Origin of the sequence: Synechococcus sp. YX-04-1, assembly GCF_030546365.1 — a bacterium.
Lineage (GTDB): Bacteria > Cyanobacteriota > Cyanobacteriia > PCC-6307 > Cyanobiaceae > Parasynechococcus.
Window position 1 is genome coordinate 324622 of the sequence record NZ_JAUONZ010000001.1, and the last position, 17282, is coordinate 341903.

17 protein-coding genes are annotated in these 17282 nt (G+C 61.6%); 5 read left to right on the forward strand and 12 right to left on the reverse strand.

The features are described 5' to 3' along the window. Positions 1–7 precede the first annotated feature (7 nt). The 3 genes from Q3Y53_RS01660 to grpE are packed head-to-tail and all read right to left on the reverse strand — an operon-like array spanning position 8 to position 2039. Entirely contained in the window at positions 8–235 is a 228-nt protein-coding gene (locus Q3Y53_RS01660) for a sulfurtransferase TusA family protein (RefSeq protein ID WP_226424723.1), read from the reverse strand. Beyond that, a complete protein-coding gene (gene dnaJ / locus Q3Y53_RS01665) occupies positions 232–1368 on the reverse strand; it encodes a molecular chaperone DnaJ (protein WP_303532140.1) in 1137 nt (378 codons plus the stop codon). Before dnaJ ends, Q3Y53_RS01660 begins: the two co-directional genes overlap by 4 nt. Continuing rightward, positions 1368–2039 (reverse strand): nucleotide exchange factor GrpE, encoded by a 672-nt coding sequence (grpE, locus tag Q3Y53_RS01670; protein ID WP_303532141.1) that lies wholly within the window; start codon positions 2037–2039, stop codon positions 1368–1370. The genes dnaJ and grpE overlap by 1 nt, the downstream gene beginning before the upstream one ends. Before the next feature lie 90 nt (positions 2040–2129). On the opposite strand from grpE, the gene Q3Y53_RS01675 reads away from it, so the two are divergent. From Q3Y53_RS01675 to Q3Y53_RS01685, 3 genes are read left to right on the forward strand one after another with little or no spacing between them, the layout of a single operon-like run. Further along, on the forward strand, positions 2130–3974 hold the full coding sequence (locus Q3Y53_RS01675) for a GspE/PulE family protein (protein WP_303532144.1): 1845 nt from the start codon (positions 2130–2132) through the stop codon (positions 3972–3974). A gap of 10 nt (positions 3975–3984) precedes the next feature. Then, the gene (locus Q3Y53_RS01680) at positions 3985–5061 is read left to right on the forward strand and encodes a type IV pilus twitching motility protein PilT (protein WP_226424719.1); all 1077 of its coding nucleotides are present in this window, start codon (positions 3985–3987) and stop codon (positions 5059–5061) included. Between the two features lie 19 nt (positions 5062–5080). Then, positions 5081–6340: a type II secretion system F family protein gene (locus tag Q3Y53_RS01685; protein WP_226424718.1), complete on the forward strand. Its 1260-nt coding sequence runs from the start codon at positions 5081–5083 to the stop codon at positions 6338–6340. On the opposite strand, the gene Q3Y53_RS01690 is transcribed toward Q3Y53_RS01685, so the two are convergent. Continuing rightward, positions 6315–7625 carry an NAD(P)/FAD-dependent oxidoreductase gene (locus tag Q3Y53_RS01690; RefSeq protein WP_303532150.1) on the reverse strand — a complete coding sequence of 437 codons (1311 nt, stop codon included), beginning with the start codon at positions 7623–7625 and terminating at the stop codon, positions 6315–6317. The genes Q3Y53_RS01685 and Q3Y53_RS01690 overlap by 26 nt on opposite strands. After that, complete coding sequence (gene msrB / locus Q3Y53_RS01695; RefSeq protein ID WP_303532152.1) at positions 7555–8058, reverse strand: peptide-methionine (R)-S-oxide reductase MsrB; 504 nt, start codon at positions 8056–8058, stop codon at positions 7555–7557. Before msrB ends, Q3Y53_RS01690 begins: the two co-directional genes overlap by 71 nt. Positions 8059–8098: 40 nt before the next feature. Here msrB and dusA point away from each other — a divergent pair, with 40 nt between their 5' ends. Next, positions 8099–9094, forward strand: a complete 996-nt coding sequence (gene dusA, locus Q3Y53_RS01700; protein ID WP_303532155.1) for a tRNA dihydrouridine(20/20a) synthase DusA — start codon at positions 8099–8101, stop codon at positions 9092–9094. A 13-nt stretch (positions 9095–9107) separates the two neighbouring features. On the opposite strand, the gene Q3Y53_RS01705 is transcribed toward dusA, so the two are convergent. From Q3Y53_RS01705 to Q3Y53_RS01735, 7 genes are all read right to left on the reverse strand, one after another. Next, positions 9108–9671: an RNA-binding protein gene (locus Q3Y53_RS01705; protein WP_303532157.1), complete on the reverse strand. Its 564-nt coding sequence runs from the start codon at positions 9669–9671 to the stop codon at positions 9108–9110. Positions 9672–9797: 126 nt separating this feature from the next. Further along, the gene (gene argH, locus Q3Y53_RS01710; RefSeq protein WP_303532158.1) at positions 9798–11216 is read right to left on the reverse strand and encodes an argininosuccinate lyase; all 1419 of its coding nucleotides are present in this window, start codon (positions 11214–11216) and stop codon (positions 9798–9800) included. Positions 11217–11244: 28 nt separating this feature from the next. After that, on the reverse strand, positions 11245–12657 hold the full coding sequence (locus tag Q3Y53_RS01715) for a PP2C family protein-serine/threonine phosphatase (RefSeq protein ID WP_303532161.1): 1413 nt from the start codon (positions 12655–12657) through the stop codon (positions 11245–11247). A 35-nt stretch (positions 12658–12692) separates the two neighbouring features. Then, entirely contained in the window at positions 12693–14195 is a 1503-nt protein-coding gene (gene ftsY, locus Q3Y53_RS01720) for a signal recognition particle-docking protein FtsY (RefSeq protein ID WP_303532162.1), read from the reverse strand. Beyond that, positions 14195–14830: a transcription antitermination factor NusB gene (gene nusB, locus Q3Y53_RS01725; RefSeq protein WP_303532165.1), complete on the reverse strand. Its 636-nt coding sequence runs from the start codon at positions 14828–14830 to the stop codon at positions 14195–14197. Before nusB ends, ftsY begins: the two co-directional genes overlap by 1 nt. Positions 14831–14833: 3 nt before the next feature. Beyond that, a complete protein-coding gene (locus tag Q3Y53_RS01730) occupies positions 14834–15568 on the reverse strand; it encodes a DUF502 domain-containing protein (RefSeq protein WP_226424709.1) in 735 nt (244 codons plus the stop codon). A gap of 50 nt (positions 15569–15618) precedes the next feature. Then, entirely contained in the window at positions 15619–16266 is a 648-nt protein-coding gene (locus tag Q3Y53_RS01735; protein ID WP_226424708.1) for an HpsJ family protein, read from the reverse strand. A gap of 36 nt (positions 16267–16302) precedes the next feature. On the opposite strand from Q3Y53_RS01735, the gene queG reads away from it, so the two are divergent. Further along, the gene (queG, locus tag Q3Y53_RS01740) at positions 16303–17268 is read left to right on the forward strand and encodes a tRNA epoxyqueuosine(34) reductase QueG (protein ID WP_303532170.1); all 966 of its coding nucleotides are present in this window, start codon (positions 16303–16305) and stop codon (positions 17266–17268) included. Positions 17269–17282: the final 14 nt, after the last annotated feature.

The window sequence follows — 17282 nt, forward strand, 5'->3', positions numbered from 1 at the left end:
GCCGGTGTCAGCCACCGCAGATCACCTCAATGGTGACGGAATCCGACGTTTGATCAATGCACTCAACACGGTGGCCTGCATCCCTCAGGCCTGGAAGCACCATGGCCTCAGGCTCACCCCGATCGAGACAGACCTCCAGACAGTCACCACTGCTCATCTGCTCGAGGCTGAGCTTGCAGCGAATGAAATTCACTGGACAGGGCGTTCCCCGCAGATCCAGGGAACACCTGTTCATCCCTTCTGACCAAACAAGCGAGCGAACAAACCACTGTTGTGGTGGTGATGTTGCTTGCCGCGGGCGGAATGGTGACCCGCCAACTGCTCCAGCAGATCACGCTCCACATCGCTGATCCGCTTCGGCAAGTCCACGGTGACCGTCACGCGCTGATCACCCCGTGCCACCGGATTCCCGAGCTTGGGAATGCCCAGGTTCGGCAGGGTGAGCACCGTGCCGGGTTGGGTACCGGCGGGGATGTCCAGCTCCTTGCTGCCGTCCACCGTTTCCACCTCGATGGTGTCGCCAAGAATCGCCTGGAGATAGCTGACCTTGACCTCCGAAAAGATGTTCAGACCATCCCGCTGCAAGCGCGGGTGATTGCGAACGGTGAGGAAGACGTAAAGGTCACCGGACGGGCCTCCCCGGGGTCCCGCGTTGCCTTCGCCAGTCACGCGAAGCCGTGTTCCGGTGTCCACCCCGGCAGGGATGTTGATCCGCAGCTTCTTGCGCACCTGTTTGACACCCTGGCCTCCACAGGACCCGCAAGGATCCGAAATCACCTGGCCAGTGCCCCCACAGTTGGGGCACTCGGCGACCTGAGTGAAGCTGCCGAAGGGCGTCCGAGTGGCACGGCGCACCTGCCCGGCGCCGCCACAGGTGCCGCAGGTGGTGGGCCCACTTCCCGCTTTGGCACCGCTGCCGCCGCAGGTGTCGCAAGTCTCCAGATGCGGGATCTTGATCTCCTGCTCCTGACCGAACACCGCCTGCTCGAAATCAATCGTCAGGTCGTATCGAAGGTCATCCCCCTGCTGGGGGCCCTGCCGCCGCGACCGACCAGCTCCAGCACCACCGGGTCCACCGAAGCCCTGGAAAAACGTCTCGAACAGATCCGCGAATCCGCCCATGTCCCCCATGTCCGGGGCGCCAGCCGCACCACCAAGACCGGCTTCACCGAACTGGTCGTAACGGGCTCGGGTCTGGGGATCACTGAGCACCTCGTAGGCGCGGCCGATTTCCTTGAAACGGTCTTCAGCGCCGGGATCCTTATTGATATCGGGGTGGTACTGACGCGCCATGCGCCGATAAGCCTGCTTGAGGCTGTCGGGATCCACATCTCGGCTGACGCCGAGCAGGTCGTAGAAGTCGGCCATCAGGCCTCCTCCGCCGTCTGATCCGGTGCCGCCTCAGCAGGCGCAGACGCTGGATCGGATGGTCCTGGACCCATCGACACCTTCACCATGGCGTGGCGCAGCACACGCCCGTCGCGGTGGTAACCGCGCTGGAGCTCCTCACACACCACGTCCTCGGCGAACTCGCTGCTTTCCTCCCGCAGCACGGCCTCATGCAGGTTCGGGTCGAACTCCTGGCCAACCACTTCCATCCGGGCCACCCCCTGCTGCTTCAGCACCTCCACCAGTTGCTTGTACAAACCCTGGTAACTGCGATGCAGCGCCTGAGCTTCTTCCCCTTCAGGATTCAGCTGCTGACGGGCCCGCTCGAAGTTGTCAACGACGGGGAGAATCTCCGTAAGGGTCGAACAGACCAGCTGCTGACGCATATCGTCCTGATCGCGGCTCTGGCGCTTGCGGAAGTTGTCGAAATCCGCCGCAATGCGCATGTATTGGCTGTTGAGCGTCTCGTGCTCTTGCTTGAGCGAGCTCAACTCCTGCTCGAGTTGCTGCATCCGCTCCGCCGGATCCACCGCTGCAGGAGCCTGTTCAGACGTCGCCTCTGGCGCATCAGGAGCGGACTCCGGCGTGGCTGGAACAGCACCGGACGCAACGGTCTGGTCCTGCTCTGGGGTGGAGGCGTCGCCGCTCATGCTGACCGCTCAAGGATTGCTGTCTAGACATGTTGAAGGGCAACGCTTACCTCCCACAAGCTGCGGAAGCCCGCACCTCGGTCGCAACCCATGACTCTGACGCTGCCCAGCCCCGATGCCGGCGACACGGCACGGCAGCGTTTCGCCCTTGAATTGCTGTTGCAGCAGCCGGTTCCAGGTCCAGAGCAACTGCTGGCAAGCCGCAACCTGCTTAACGACGCCCTCCCGGACGTCAGCCCGGATCAATGGCAGACACTGCAGGCCATGCCGATCGCAATCGGTGCTGACCACCTGGACATCGCGATCCCCAGCCGATGGCGAGACCAGGAATGGCAACACCTGATCGATCAGCTGCCGGACCAACACCGCACGATCCGTCTGCACCCTGCCATCGAAGCGGATCTGCAGCGTGCCTTGGCCACAGAAACAAACCAAACAACGACAGAACCAAACCCGCCAGCAACAGAACAATCGAGCAACCCTGCTCCGGCAGAGACAGAAAGCACTCTCGAGGTGAATGCTGAGTCCTTTCTCGACGACTTCAGCCCCGATGAGGTGCTGGAGAGCGACGAGGACGCCCAACTGGCCCGGGATGCCATTGACCTTGAGGCCAGCCTTAACGATGCAGAAGCCTCGCCGGTGGTGACGCTGGTGGACCGGATCCTGCTGCAGGCCATGTCAGTGGGCGCCAGTGACATCCACGTGGAACCACAGCAGAAGGGCTTGCGTCTGCGGTTCCGCCAAGACGGCGTCCTCCAGCAATACGTGGAGCCGCTCCCCAGTCGCCTGGTTCCTGCGGTGACGTCCCGATTCAAAATCCTGGCGGATCTCGACATTGCCGAACGGCGCCAGGCCCAGGACGGCCGCATCCGCCGCAAGTACCGCGACCGGGTGATCGATTTCCGCGTCAACACCCTGCCCAGCCGCTTCGGTGAAAAGGTCTGTCTGCGCCTGCTGGACAGTGGAGCGACCCAACTGGGGCTGGACAAGCTCATCGACGATCCCGATGCACTGGCCCTTGTCCGAGAGCTGGGGTCCAAACCCTTTGGAATGATCCTGGTCACCGGGCCAACGGGCTCCGGCAAGTCGACCACCCTCTATTCACTTCTCGCCGAGCGCAACGATCCGGGCATCAACATCTCCACGGTGGAGGACCCGATCGAGTACACCCTGCCGGGCATCACCCAGTGCCAGGTGAACCGAGACAAGGGCTTCGACTTCGCCACGGCACTGCGGGCCTTCATGCGCCAGGACCCGGACGTTCTGCTGGTGGGAGAAACCCGTGATCTCGAAACCGCCAAAACAGCGATTGAAGCCGCACTGACGGGTCACCTGGTGCTCAGCACCCTGCACGCCAATGATGCCCCCAGCACCATTGCCCGCCTGGATGAAATGGGCGTGGAGCCCTTCATGGTGTCGGCATCCCTGATCGGAATCATTTCCCAGAGGCTGCTGCGCAGGGTCTGCTCCCACTGCCGCGAGCCCTACCGGCCGGAGGAACGGGAACTGGGCCGCTTCGGGCTGATGGCCAGCCGGGAAGCGGATGTCACCTTTTATCGGGCTCATCATCACAGCCCCAACGAGCAGGTCTGTTCCCATTGCCAGGGGAGCGGCTACAAGGGCCGCGTCGGCATCTATGAGGTGCTGCGGATCCAGGAGGACATGGCCACCGCCATTTCCAAGGGCGCCAGCACCGATGTGATACGCCAGCTGGCCCTGGAATCAGGAATGGTGACCCTGCTCGGCTACAGCCTCGAACTGGTGCGACGGGGCGAGACCACGCTTGAAGAGGTGGGGCGGATGGTGCTGACGGATTCCGGACTGGAATCCGAGCGCAGAGCCCGCGCTCTCAGCACAATGACCTGTGAAGGATGCGGTGCCGGCCTGCAGGAAGGCTGGCTCGAGTGTCCCTATTGCCTTACACCACGCCACTGAGGAGCCGGTCATGGATCTGATGATCGAAGACCTGATGGAACAACTGGTGCAGGGCGGTGGCAGTGATCTGCACCTCGCCACCGGTCAACCGCCCTACGGCCGCTTCAGCGGTGAACTGCGTCCGATGACGGACCGACCCCTGGCCGAGGAGGACTGCAACAAGCTGATCTTCTCAATGCTGAACAACAGCCAGCGCAAAACGCTGGAGCAGACCTGGGAACTGGACTGCGCCTACGGCCTGAAGGGCGTTGCACGCTTCCGCGTGAACGTCTACCGCCAGAAAGGCAGCTATGCCGCCTGCCTTAGGGCCCTTGGCAGCACGATTCCAAGCGTTGACCTGCTGAACCTGCCTCCTGTGGTGCTGGAGACCAGTGCGCGGCCCAGGGGGCTTGTGCTGGTGACCGGTCCGACCGGATCCGGCAAAACCACCACCCTGGCGGCTCTACTGGATCACATCAATCACACCCGCAGCGAACACATCCTCACGATCGAAGACCCGATCGAGTTCGTGTATCAGAGCGACAAAAGTCTGGTGCACCAACGCCAGCTCAACGAAGACACCCGCAGCTTCGCCAACGCGTTGCGCGCCGCCCTGCGGGAGGACCCGGACGTGATCCTGGTGGGTGAGATGCGTGATCTGGAAACCATTCAACTGGCCGTGAGTGCCGCCGAAACCGGACACCTCGTCTTCGGAACCCTGCACACCAGCTCAGCGGCCCAGACCGTGGATCGGATGGTCGACGTCTTCCCGCCGGAGCAACAGACCCAGATCCGTGTGCAACTTTCGGGAAGCTTGGTGGCTGTGTTTTCCCAGACCCTCTGCCGGCGTCAGAACCCCGCAGAGGGACAGTTCGGTCGGGTGATGGCGCAGGAAATCCTGATCAACACACCCGCCACGGCCAACCTGATCCGCGAGGGCAAATCGGCGCAGCTCTATTCCCAAATCCAAACGGGGGGAGAACAGGGCATGCAGACCCTGGAGAAAGCCCTGGCCAACCTGGTGCTCAATGGGGATGTATCCCGCGCCGAAGCGATGGGCAAGGCCAGCAAACCGGGCGAATTGCAGCGCTTAATCGGTGAAATCTGAAGCCAGGGGGTAAGCATCGATGGCCGCCTTCATTGCCTCCTACTCCGGTCCCACCGGACAACCGCGAACGGTGACGATCAAGGCAGCCAACCTGGCTGAGGCCAAAAAGCTGCTGCGGCGTCGTGGAATTCGCGCCGAAGAACTGCGGCCCGTCAGCCCCGGAAACAGCCAAGACACCAAAACCGATGGGGCCGAGGCGGGAGGTCTGAAGTCGATCGACCTCAACCGAATGTTTGAAAAGGCACCGGGCGTTAAGGAGAAGGCCGTGTTCGCCAGCAAGCTGGCGGCCCTGGTCGATGCCGGCGTGCCGATCGTGCGCAGTCTCGATCTAATGGCCACGCAGCAAAAGCTGCCGATGTTCAAACGGGCGCTCACCAAAGTGAGCCTCGACGTCAATGAGGGCATTGCGCTGGCGACAGCCCTGCGTCAATGGCCGAAGGTGTTTGATCAACTCAGCATCGCCATGGTGGAAGCCGGCGAAGCCGGCGGTGTGCTGGATGAGGCCCTGAAGCGACTTGCCAAGTTGCTGGAAGACAACGCCAAACTTCAGAACCAGATCAAGGGAGCCTTGGGCTATCCCATCGCCGTGCTGGTGATCGCCATCCTGGTGTTCCTGGGGATGACCATCTTTCTGATCCCAACCTTCGCGGGGATCTTCGAAGATCTAGGGGCCGAGCTGCCGGCCTTCACCCGACTGCTCGTTGATCTGAGCGCACTGCTGCGTTCCTCTGCCTCGCTTTATGCGATCGGGGTGATCCTGCTAGCGATCTGGATGTTGAACCGGTTCTACGCAACCCACAACGGTCGTCGAACGATCGACCGCCTGATGCTGAAGCTGCCACTCTTCGGCGAACTGATCCTGATGACGGCGACAGCTCAGTTCTGCCGGATCTTCAGTTCGCTCACGCGGGCCGGTGTGCCGATCCTGATGTCGATGGAAATCTCGAGCGAAACCGCCGGCAACGCGATCATTTCCGATGCCATCCTTGCCTCGCGGGCCATGGTTCAGGAGGGCGTGCTGTTGAGCAATGCGCTGATCCGCCAGAAGGTGCTGCCAGACATGGCACTGAACATGCTGGCCATCGGCGAGGAAACCGGTGAAATGGACAAAATGCTCAGCAAGGTGGCGGACTTCTACGAAGACGAAGTCGGCGCCATGGTCAAAGCACTCACATCAATGCTCGAACCCGCGATGATCGTTGTGGTGGGCGGAATTGTGGGATCCATCCTGCTGGCGATGTACCTGCCGATGTTCACCGTGTTTGATCAGATCCAGTAAGCACTGCAGCGATGGCCTGGCCCGCCAACCAACCGCCGCTCCAGCAGGCCTGAAAGTTGAAACCGCCGGTTACCCCATCCACATCCAGCAATTCTCCGGCCAGGTAGAGGCCGGGGCATCGGTGGCTCTCCATCGTGGCCAGGTTGACGTCCCCCAAGGCGACACCGCCGGCGGTGACGAACTCCTCCCCGAACGGCCCACGTCCCTGGATCGGCACACTCTGCGCGCAGAGCAGCTCCACCAATCGACGCTCCGCCTTGATCGGCAGATCGGCCCAACGGCGTTCTGGCTCCACCCCAGCCAGGCTCAGAAAGGCTTGCCACAACCGTCGCGGCAAATGCTCGAAAGGCTTCGATGCTGAAAGAGTTCGCCGCGCCTGCTCCTGCCGCCATTGCTGCAATCGGTCGGTCAGCCCCGAACGACCCAACCCAGCACTCCAATCCAGCTTGAGCTCACCCTGGTAGCGGTTCTGATGCAGGGCCCTGGCGGCAAAGGCCGAGAGGCGCAGCGTGGCCGGACCACTCAGACCGCGGTGGGTGATCAGCACCCGCCCGGTCTGGCGGAAGCGCTGGTTGCCCAGTTTCAGATCAAGGCCCACACCGTCGATGGCAATGCCACTGCAGGCCGTCAGCGCCGGTGCCTGCAGCGTGAGGCTGAACAGCGATGGCACCGGCGGCACCACCTGATGACCAAGGGCTTCCGCCAGTTTTCGGCCACTGGGATGCCCCCCCGTGGCCAGCATCAAACAGCGCCCACGCAAAGGCTCCAGGCCGCGGCCCTCGAGCACAAACCCCCCCTTGGGGTGAACGCGCACCTGCTGGACCATGACCTTTGTGCGCAGCTCTACACCTGAAGCCCTTGCCGCCTTCTGCAGGCACTGAATCACGGCCTCAGAACGGTTCTGCTGCGGAAACATCCGTCCATCGGGTTCCTCCACCAGGGTGAGCCCGTGCTCGTCAAACCAGGCAATCGCATCGCCGCAGGCGAAGCGACTGAAGGGCCCCCGCAAGGGTCGACTGCCACGGGGGTAGTGGGTGGCCAGTTCACGGGGATCCCAACAGGCATGGGTCACATTGCAGCGACCGCCACCGCTGATGCGTACCTTCTGGAGGGGCTCAGAGGTGCCTTCCAGCACCAGCACATGCCGAACCCCCTGCTCGGCTGCAGTGATTGCTGCCATGTACCCGGCAGGACCACCACCAACAACAATCAGATCAAGCGGGCTGGAAGCGCAGGGCGACTCCGTTGTTGCAGTAGCGCTTGCCGGTGGGTCGTGGTCCGTCATTGAAAACGTGGCCCTGGTGCCCACCACAACGGCTGCAGTGGTATTCCGTGCGCGGCAGGATCAATTTGAAATCTACTTTCGTGGCGATGGCACCATCTAGGGGCTGCCAGAAGCTGGGCCAGCCGGTGCCGCTGTCGAATTTGGCCTCCGACGAAAACAAAGCTGCATCACAGCCGGCGCAGTGATATGTGCCGGAACGCTTCTCTCCATTGAGCGGACTCGTGAAGGGACGTTCCGTTCCCTCATTGCGCAACACGTCATAGGCCTGGGGAGACAAACGCTCACGCCACTGCTCGGCATTGAGATCCCAAGAGGGATCGCCAGCGTTGGAAGCCGCCAACACAGGTTGAGGTCTCCAGAGACTGCCAAACACACCTGCCATTGCCGCCAACAACAGCGATCGACGGGACAGAACGGCGGCACTCAAGCTCATCAACGCTGAAGCGGGAATCACGGGCGGTTCTAATGGATTGATGACTGCCGCCGGATCCACCACTGCCTACCGCTTCAGTGTGGCGCCGATGCTGGATTGCACCGACCGCCATTTCCGGGTGCTGATGCGGCAGATCAGCCGTAGAGCCCTGCTCTACAGCGAAATGGTGGTGGCCCAGGCGCTGTACCACAGCAAACGACGCAACAAGTTGCTGGATTTCGATCCGGTGGAACATCCCATCGCCCTGCAAGTGGGGGGAGACGATCCAGCCCTACTGGCCGAGGCGGCACGACTGGCGCAGGACTGGGGCTACGACGAAATCAACCTCAATGTGGGTTGCCCCAGTCAGAAGGTGCAGGCAGGGAATTTCGGGGCTTGCCTCATGGCGGAACCGGATCTGGTCGCCCGATGCGTGGAGGCCATGGTGGACGCAGGGGGACTCCCCGTGACCGTGAAACATCGGATCGGTATTGACGATCTCGACAGCGATGCCCTGCTGACGAACTTCGTGGATCGAGTGGCTCTGGCAGGGGCCAGCCGCTTCGCTGTTCACGCCCGTAAAGCCTGGCTGGAGGGCCTGGATCCCAAGCAGAACCGAACGATTCCTCCGCTGCAGCATGACCGCGTGGTGGCTCTTAAACAACGCCGCCCCGATCTGGTGATTGAACTCAACGGGGGGCTGGAATCCCCTGAAGACTGCCTTGAGGCACTGGAAGGATGCGATGGCGCCATGGTGGGACGGGCGGCCTACAGCCATCCCCTGCGCTGGACCAGCATCGATGCCTTGATTTTCGGGGAAGAGTCACGCCAGATGCTGGCGTCAGATGTTGTGGAGGGTCTACTTCCCCATGCAGAGGCTCATCTGGAGAGAGGGGGCCGGCTGTGGGACATATGCCGTCACCTGGTGCAACTCGTGGAAGGCGTCCGTGGTGCAAGGCACTGGCGGCGGGAGCTGGGGGAGAAAGCCCAGCGCCCTGGAGCTGATCTGGATGTGCTGCTCCAAGCCGGACAGCAACTCAAGGACGCAGGACTCTGATGAACGGCTGAGTTCAGCCCTCAGCTCCGCCGTAACCGGAATAGTCATCGCCACCGCCGCTGGAGGATCCACGGCGACGACGGCTGCGACCCTCGTCGTAGGCATTGCCCTCACCAGCATTGTCTCGGGCGCCATAGCTGCGGTCTTCCCATCCCCTTGCACCGGAGGGGCGATCACCGCCGCCACCACCGCCGCCGTAGCCGCCACCGCCACCGCCACCACCGCCGCCGTAGCCGCCACCGCCACCACCGCCGCCGTAGCCGCCACCGCCACCACCGCCGCCGTAGCCACCACCGCCGCCGTAGCCGCCGCCACCGCCACGACGGGGGGCGCTACCGCGGGGCTCAGCTTTGTTGATCCGGAGAGGACGGCCCATCAGTTCTGCACCCTGCAGGCCTTCAATGGCTGCTTCTTCGGTGGACTCATCGGCCATCTCAACGAAAGCAAAACCACGCTTGCGACCTGTGTCCCGCTCGAGGGGCAGCGCGCAGTTGGACACTTCACCGAACTGGGCAAACAGTTCAATCACATCTTCCTGCTCAGCGCGGAAGGGAAGGTTGCCGACAAAAATGCTCACGTTTTGCGTGGACCGGGTACGAAACAGTGGACCGATGAGGCCTTGAACTTTGCCATCGGGCCATGACTCCGGAACGAAGTGACATAGCTCTGGCTAAACAAGCGTAGACCCGGTTATGGGTGAGAGTCATCCCACCGGTTGAGTTCCGTTGAAACGCTGTAACCAACGCTGAAGCTGTTCATCAACACGCTCAAATCCCGTTCCACCTTCACTGCGACGGGCGGCAACAACAGCCCGGGGAGCCAGGGCGTCATGCAAATCCGCCTCAAAGGCCGGATGAAGTTCCTTCCAAGCAGTCAGATCAAGGTCCCGCAACAAACAACCCTGCTCGAGACAGCGCCGGACGACAGCGCCGACCAATTGATAAGCCTCGCGAAATGGAACACCACGAGACACCAGATAGTCGGCCACATCCGTTGCATTGGAGAAATCCTGCTCCACCGCTTCATTGAGGCGCTCGACTCTGAAATCAAGGCCTTCCTCAAACAAAATCGCCATCGCCTCAACACAATCACGTGTTGTGCGGAAGGCATCAAACAACGCCTCCTTGTCTTCCTGAAAATCCTTGTTGTAGGCCAGCGGAAGACCCTTAATCATGGTTAGCAATCCCTGGAGATGTCCGAAGACCCGTCCTGTTTTGCCCCGAACCAGCTCAGGCACATCGGGATTCTTCTTCTGAGGCATCAGGCTGCTGCCCGTGGCACAGCGATCGCTGAGCCGCACGAAGCCGAATTCCTCGGACGCCCAGGCGATCACCTCTTCGGCGAGACGGCTGAGGTGCACCATCACCAAGGAGGCGGCAGCGGAGAACTCAACGCAGAAATCACGGTCGCTGACCGCATCGAGGCTGTTGGCATAAACCGCTGAAAAACCCAGCTCCTTCGCGGTGCGCTGGCGATCAATCGGTACTGGCGTGCCCGCCAAGGCAGCAGCGCCGAGCGGGCAAATGTTCACGCGTTTCCGCACATCCTGAAGACGCTCGCGGTCGCGCTCCAACATCTCGACATAGGCGAGAAGGTGATGGGCGAGACAGAGCGGCTGGGCCCGCTGCAGGTGGGTGTAGCCGGGAATCATGGTGCGGCGATGTCGATCCGCCTGGGTCAGCAGTGCCCCCTGTAACCGCTGCAGATCCTGATCCAGGCCATCCAGCCGTCGCCGCAGCCAGAGGCGTAGGTCAGTCCCAACCTGATCATTGCGGCTGCGTCCGGTGTGCAACTTCTTGCCCACGGGACCCAGCAAAGCAATCAGCCGGCGTTCCACAGCGAAGTGAACATCCTCATCAGCCAAACCGGGCTGGAAACTGCCGGATGCCGCCTCAGCACGAACCGTCTCCAGGCCCTCCACCAACTGCTCAGCCTCCGCCTCCGTGATCACTCCCACGCCGGCCAGCATCCGGGCATGCGCGATCGACCCATCGAGATCCTCCTGAAGAAGGGACAGGTCAAAACCGATGGAGGCGTTAAACGCCTCGATAAAGGGATGCAGACCTTGCTCAAAACGATCGCTCCAGGTGCCTGCAGCACCACCGGTCACCCCACCAGCCATCAATTCATCCGTCGATTTCCTCAGCTTGTCAGGCGATTGACCGTCCCTGCACACTCGGCAACGTGACCGCTTCCGGAACTTTCAACACCACAAGCGACGCGTCATCCTCCAGCTGACGATCCGGACCAACAAAACGGTCCAAGCGTTCAAACAGGCTTTCAAGAATTCCCTGCGCTCCCTGACCACTTCGACAGGCCGTTTCAAGGGCACGAATCAGCCGCGCCTCGTCGAAACGATCGCCAGTGATCCCCGGTGCTTCGGTCACACCATCGGTGTAGTAAAGCAACACGTCTCCCGGTTCAAGGCGAACCTCGCCAAGGGCGAACTCAGCTTCAGGTTGGAGACCGATCAGAAGCCCAGCGGCATCGAGCCGCATGATCACCCGTCGCTCGGCGCGCCAGAGCAGGGGCGGGTTGTGGGCCGCATTGGCATAACGCAACCGCAGCGTGCGCGGATCCAGGTCGGAATAAAACAGCGTCACAAACCGGTGCGACTGCGCAAGGTCTTCCTGCGCCAGCTGGTTGAGGTCGTGGAGAATCCGATCCGGTGGCAGACCGCTGAGAACCTCAGCGCGCAGCATCCCGCGCAACATCGTCATCAGCAGACCAGCAGGAACGCCTTTGCCCATGACATCCCCCATCACCAATGCCCAGCGACCCCGCTCACGGCGTCTGCCGATGAGTTCCGGACGGGTGGGAATGAAGTCGTAGTAGTCACCGCCCACCTGAAAAGCGGGCCGACAGCGCGCGGCCAGATCAATGCCCTCGATCACGGGGCAACGATCCGGCAACAACTGCGCCTGAATCTCTGCACCAATGCTGAGTTGTCGATCCACCCGCTCATGCCGGCGGGCGTCCTGCAGCATCTGATCGTTTTCGATCGCAACACCAGCAAGATCCGCCACCAACTGAACGTGCCGACGGTGCACCTCGGTCCAGACTAAGGAGCCGTTGCGGGCATAGACGTAAAGGCGGCCCCGCGTCCGACCACGGGCCGTGACAGACGTGGCGAACAAAGCCGCTTTGGGCAGGCAGCGTTGAACCAGACGATCGAGCGCCAACAGCTGCTGATCGTCGCTGCCAAAACCCACGGCCGATCCAGGTTCAAAGGCGGCTAAGCGCTGCAGCAGATCCTGGGACGGCTCAGCTGGACTCCCCTGCAACTGATCACGCCAGAGGCGACCATCCGTCTGAAACGGAACAAGCAAGGCCCCCTCAACACCCACCAGGCGCGAGGCCACGACAGGCACAAGCTCAAGAAAGCGCTGGAGGTTGGTGAAGCTGCGGAGGGCAAATCCCAGGGAGACCAACAGATCCTGATTGCGGCGCTGTTCGCTGCTGAGGCTGTCAAACAGCTGACGCAACGAAGCCATGGCCTCGGGCGAGGGATGTCCAGTCCGCTGCGCAGAGCTGGGATGACGTCCGGGCGGCTTGCTGCTCAACCTCGCACCCCCAGGGTCCGCAAGGTAGCAACGCTTCAGCGTCCAGCCAGCAGAGCCTCAACGAATTCAAAACTGTTGAAGGGGCGCAGATCACGAATTCCTTCCCCAGCGCCGATGAAACGAATCGGCAAACCTGCCTCAGACGACACCGCTAGGGCGACGCCGCCACGGGCTGTGCCGTCGAGTTTGGTGATTACAACACCAGTGAGGCCTGCCGCCTCGGCAAAGGCCATGGCCTGGCGAAGCCCGTTCTGACCCTGGCTTGCATCAAGAACCAGCAAGGATTCGACCTTCGCCTCCGGCGCCAAACGGTCGATGATCTTTCTGACTTTTTGAAGTTCCTCCATCAGGTTGTGCTTGGTCTGCAACCGTCCGGCGGTGTCCACCAGCAGCAGATCAGACTTGCGCGAGCGAGCGGCACCAATCGCATCGAAAACAACGGCAGCGGGGTCGGCATTGCTGCTGGGGTTGGACACCACTGGAACATCACTGCGCTCTCCCCAGACCTCAACCTGCTGCACGGCTGCAGCCCGGAAGGTGTCTGCGGCCGCAATCAGAGCCGAATAGCCGCTGCGAACAGCCAGATTGGCAAGTTTTCCCAGGGTGGTTGTCTTACCAACCCCATTCACCCCCACCATCAACCAGATGTTGAGGCGATCCCGTTCCGGCGCCAGAAGAGGAACACCACTGGCCTCAATCGGCGTGTCCAAAAGGCCACGCAGCTGTTCCTTAAGGAAGCGAATCCCTTCCACAGGATCAACGACCTCCTCATTCATCCGCTGACGCAAGGCATCCAGCACCTGATCGGTGGCCTGGACGCCAGCATCCGCCCTCAGCAAGAGAGTTTCGAGATCGTCAAGAACCTCCGGCGTTAACGGGTCGTCACCAAGATTCTCCAGAAGGCTGGTGACAAAGCCCTGACGGGTCTTTTCAAGGCCGCGGCGAAGCCGGCCCAACCAATCGATTTCCTCGAGGGAAACCTGATCAACGCGACGGCCCTGGGCCGCAAGCACCTCGGCAGACCAGGTGAAATCCTGATCAAAGTCACCCAGCTGCGGCTCTTCTGAATCGAGAGCTGGCGCAGGGGTGGGAGCCGGAGTGGGTGCAGGTGGAGCCTCACGAGCCCTGTCATCCAGATCCTGCTGACGCTGCTGTCGCTGAGCCGCTGCCTGCTCCAGCAGCGACAGTCCGGGAGCTGGTGCTGGAGACGGTGTCGGTAAAGGTGCCGGACCTGGTGTTGGTAAAGGTGTAAGTGAAGGTGCTGGTTCTGGACTGGGCGCTGGGGTGGGCTCGGGGGCCGCTTCAGCAACAGGGGACGCTGCCTGTTGCTGAGCCTTCAGGCGGGCATAGGCCTCACGGGCCCAAACCAGAGCTTCGTCTTCTTCCTCACTGGCTGCAGGAGCTGGAGTGGGCTCCGGCGCTTCTGAAACGGGAGCATCAGTCCCACCAGCCGTCGGTTCCGGCGTCGGCGCGGGGGTGGGCGTCGGCTCCGGCGTCTGAGACTCGTCAGCCTGTCGTTCGAACCAGTTGAACACCATCAGGCCGATGCTTTCGATTGAGCGTCATGGAAGCGGCGCAACACGCCATTGATCATCCGGCGCCCCTGCTCATCGCTATAACGGTTGGCCAGCTCAACCGCCTCGTTGAACGCCACTGGAGCCGGAGTGCGCAGGCTTTCCAGGTCAACGACAGCCAACCGGAGAATGTCGCGATCGATCCGTGGAAGTCGGGTCAGCCTCCAGCCCTCCATCACCTGATCCAGACGTTTGTCAATGCCCTCGCGCTGGGTGAGCACCTTCTGAACCCGCTCCATGGCACCGCGGCGAATCTGCTCCTGATCCCCAAGCAACAACAGCCGAGGCAACTCAAGACTGGCGGACAATCCATTCAGCACCTGTTCAGCGGAACTCAACGATGCGCGCAGATGGGTGCGGACGGTGTCATGGGTTCCGGTTTCGCCCTGCTGCAACTCACTGTCCAGCAGGGACTGCTGCGCCTGATCGAGCTCTGCAGCACTGGCATCAAGCGACTCACGCCAGTGCTGGGTGAGGGTGTCGAGGGCCTGGTCCAGGATTGAATCAAGGGCCAGGTCAGCGACTGAGGCTGACTTCTGTTCCGGCACCTGACCAAGCACCAGCAAGGCCAGCTCGCGTGTAAGGGATCGTGTCGCCATGACTCAGCTGGAAGGAGATGCAGAAGCCCGTAACTGGGCCATGAGGCTGGAAAAACTCCGATTCACAGGGGCTTCACGATCATCGGGGTTGACGATGCCGGCCGAAATGATTGTTCGGAAAGCTTCTTCAACGCTGATCTCAAGATCTCGGACGGACCCCTCTGGAACAAGGGTGTACCAACCGGTGGTGGGATTCGGAGCGGTGGGAATGAACACACTCAACAGGGGCTCCTTCAAATCAGATTGAAGTGAAGGACCCACTTCCCCGGTCACAAACCCAACGCTGAACAATCCCTCCCGGGGGTACTCAACGAGAACAACACGACGGAACCGGGTGGAGTTATCGCGGAAAAAGGTCTCAAGCAGCTGCTTCAAGGTCTTGTAGACCGATCCAGCCAGGGGGATCCGGCTCAAGGTGCCTTCCCCAAACTCCAACAGCCAGCGACCGACAATGTTTCGAGCCATCAAGCCGATCAGAAGGATGCCCATCAGAGGCACCGTGAGACCGAGAGCCAGGTTGATCAGATCCTGAAGCAGTGGATTCAGGGTGATGAACGGATTGAACTGCTTTGGTATCGAGGTCAGGAACGCCAGAACAAACCGACTGACAATCGTTGACAGCCAAATCGTTGTTGCCAGTGGAATCACCACCAGCAAGCCTGCAATCAGGTCGTTCTTTAGATCCTGCCGAAGCCTTGCGGACAGCGGCAGATCAGGTCTGGGATTGGACTGGACCAAGGAGGTACTGCGCCCAGCTTTGAATAAGGTCTGACCAACCTAACCAGCGGTCAGAGCAGTGCCGTGAACGCGAGGAGCACAAACGCAATCGCAAGAACCACAGCCGTGATGGTTCCACCGATGAACCGCTGCTGGGATTCACGGGCCTGGCCAACCTCAACTGTCTTGAGTTGGGCCTCCATCTGGGTGATCTGATCGTCCACCATCTTTTCGGCCGCCCGCAGCTTGTCGTCCTCCGTGGCATCGGCAGCGAGTTGACCGGCCTGGGCCAGCTGCTCACCCAAGGAGGTGACCTGCGCTGCATCGGCGCGGAAGGCTCGGGCATCCTTCAACGCTTCGCGACCCTGTTCCAGATTGCGCTGGCGGGCAACGTCACCCGCACCCCCATCCAGGGACATCGGCACGGCAACCACCATGCCGAGGGCCAACAGTCCTGAAAGGACGGCGATCAGAAGGCGCAAAGGACTGCGCTGCTGCTGAGGGTGATCCAGCCTTGATCCAATCAGGCAGATCAACAAACCGGCAAACCCAAGGGGAGCCAAAGCCACCAGCGGACCGGTGACCTGCGGGCGAGGAGCATCCTCACTCCAGTCGACGCCAACAAGAACAGCCAGCATCTGCAGGACGAGAATCACCACGAGGGTCAAGCCCAGCCAGCGCAGCAAAGGTGCAAGACGTCCTGTCTCAGTCCCGGTCACAGAGAAGATGCTGATAAGCGCCCAACCCTAAGGTCGATGCAAGGGCATGTCACCGATCAACAAACGCTGTTGAGTCAGGCTCTGAAGCGTCGCGCTGCTGAGGAAGGCTTCAGTCCCGTTGGCATTGCCAGGATTCCGGGAAGTCCACGGCTGCAGCTGCGCACTCAAGCCCTGCAGCGCTGGTTGGACCATGGCGATCAAGCCGACATGGCTTGGATGGCGGCCCCACGACGGCGAGACCCCAGGCTTCTGTTGGACGGAGCCAACAGCGTGCTCGCCGTTGGCCTCAACTATTACGTCGACGCCCAACCCTCGCCCGGCTCCCTCAAGGTCGCCCGCTACGGCTGGGGACGTGACTATCACCGGGTTGTGGATCAACGGCTGCGACGGATCGGCCGCTGGCTTTCGGAACAACGGCCAGACTGCGACTGGCGCGCCTGTGTTGACGCAACACCGCTGCTGGACAAGGCCTGGGCTGAGGAAGCCGGTCTTGGCTGGATCGGCAAGCACAGCAATCTGATTCACCCCGAAAGGGGCTCGTGGATGGTGATCGGCCATCTGCTGACCACAGAGCCTTTGGACGCCGACACACCAGCCCGCAGCCTCTGTGGACGCTGCAGCGCCTGCATCGATGCCTGCCCCACGGATGCGATTCACGAACCTTTTGTGGTGGATGCAAGGCGATGCCTGGCCTTTCACACGATCGAAAACCGTGAGGACGACCTACCGGAGAACATTCGCACCGCCCTTGGACCGTGGGTGGCCGGGTGCGACATCTGCCAGGACGTCTGCCCCTGGAATCATCGAAGCTTGCCCCAGAGCAGCGATCCCGAAATGCAGCCACGCCCATGGCTGCTCAATCTGCACAAGGAGCAGATCCAGACCTGGGATGACAGCGTCTGGGACCAAAACCTGCGGGGGTCGGCGTTGCGACGGATCAAACCCTGGATGTGGCGACGCAACGCCGCTGCAGCACAACCGGATCCCACACCTACGCTTTAGCGACTCAACCCTTG

What these genes read in the sequence shown, in the direction of transcription:
- Q3Y53_RS01660 (WP_226424723.1), bottom strand. Translation starts at nt 235, where the DNA reads ATGAACAGGTGTTCCCTGGATCTGCGGGGAACGCCCTGTCCAGTGAAT.
- dnaJ (WP_303532140.1), bottom strand. Translation starts at nt 1,368, where the DNA reads ATGGCCGACTTCTACGACCTGCTCGGCGTCAGCCGAGATGTGGATCCC.
- grpE (WP_303532141.1), bottom strand. Translation starts at nt 2,039, where the DNA reads ATGAGCGGCGACGCCTCCACCCCAGAGCAGGACCAGACCGTTGCGTCC.
- Q3Y53_RS01675 (WP_303532144.1), top strand. Translation starts at nt 2,130, where the DNA reads ATGACTCTGACGCTGCCCAGCCCCGATGCCGGCGACACGGCACGGCAG.
- Q3Y53_RS01680 (WP_226424719.1), top strand. Translation starts at nt 3,985, where the DNA reads ATGGATCTGATGATCGAAGACCTGATGGAACAACTGGTGCAGGGCGGT.
- Q3Y53_RS01685 (WP_226424718.1), top strand. Translation starts at nt 5,081, where the DNA reads ATGGCCGCCTTCATTGCCTCCTACTCCGGTCCCACCGGACAACCGCGA.
- Q3Y53_RS01690 (WP_303532150.1), bottom strand. Translation starts at nt 7,625, where the DNA reads ATGACGGACCACGACCCACCGGCAAGCGCTACTGCAACAACGGAGTCG.
- msrB (WP_303532152.1), bottom strand. Translation starts at nt 8,058, where the DNA reads ATGAGCTTGAGTGCCGCCGTTCTGTCCCGTCGATCGCTGTTGTTGGCG.
- dusA (WP_303532155.1), top strand. Translation starts at nt 8,099, where the DNA reads ATGACTGCCGCCGGATCCACCACTGCCTACCGCTTCAGTGTGGCGCCG.
- argH (WP_303532158.1), bottom strand. Translation starts at nt 11,216, where the DNA reads ATGGCTGGTGGGGTGACCGGTGGTGCTGCAGGCACCTGGAGCGATCGT.
- ftsY (WP_303532162.1), bottom strand. Translation starts at nt 14,195, where the DNA reads ATGGTGTTCAACTGGTTCGAACGACAGGCTGACGAGTCTCAGACGCCG.
- nusB (WP_303532165.1), bottom strand. Translation starts at nt 14,830, where the DNA reads ATGGCGACACGATCCCTTACACGCGAGCTGGCCTTGCTGGTGCTTGGT.
- queG (WP_303532170.1), top strand. Translation starts at nt 16,303, where the DNA reads ATGCAAGGGCATGTCACCGATCAACAAACGCTGTTGAGTCAGGCTCTG.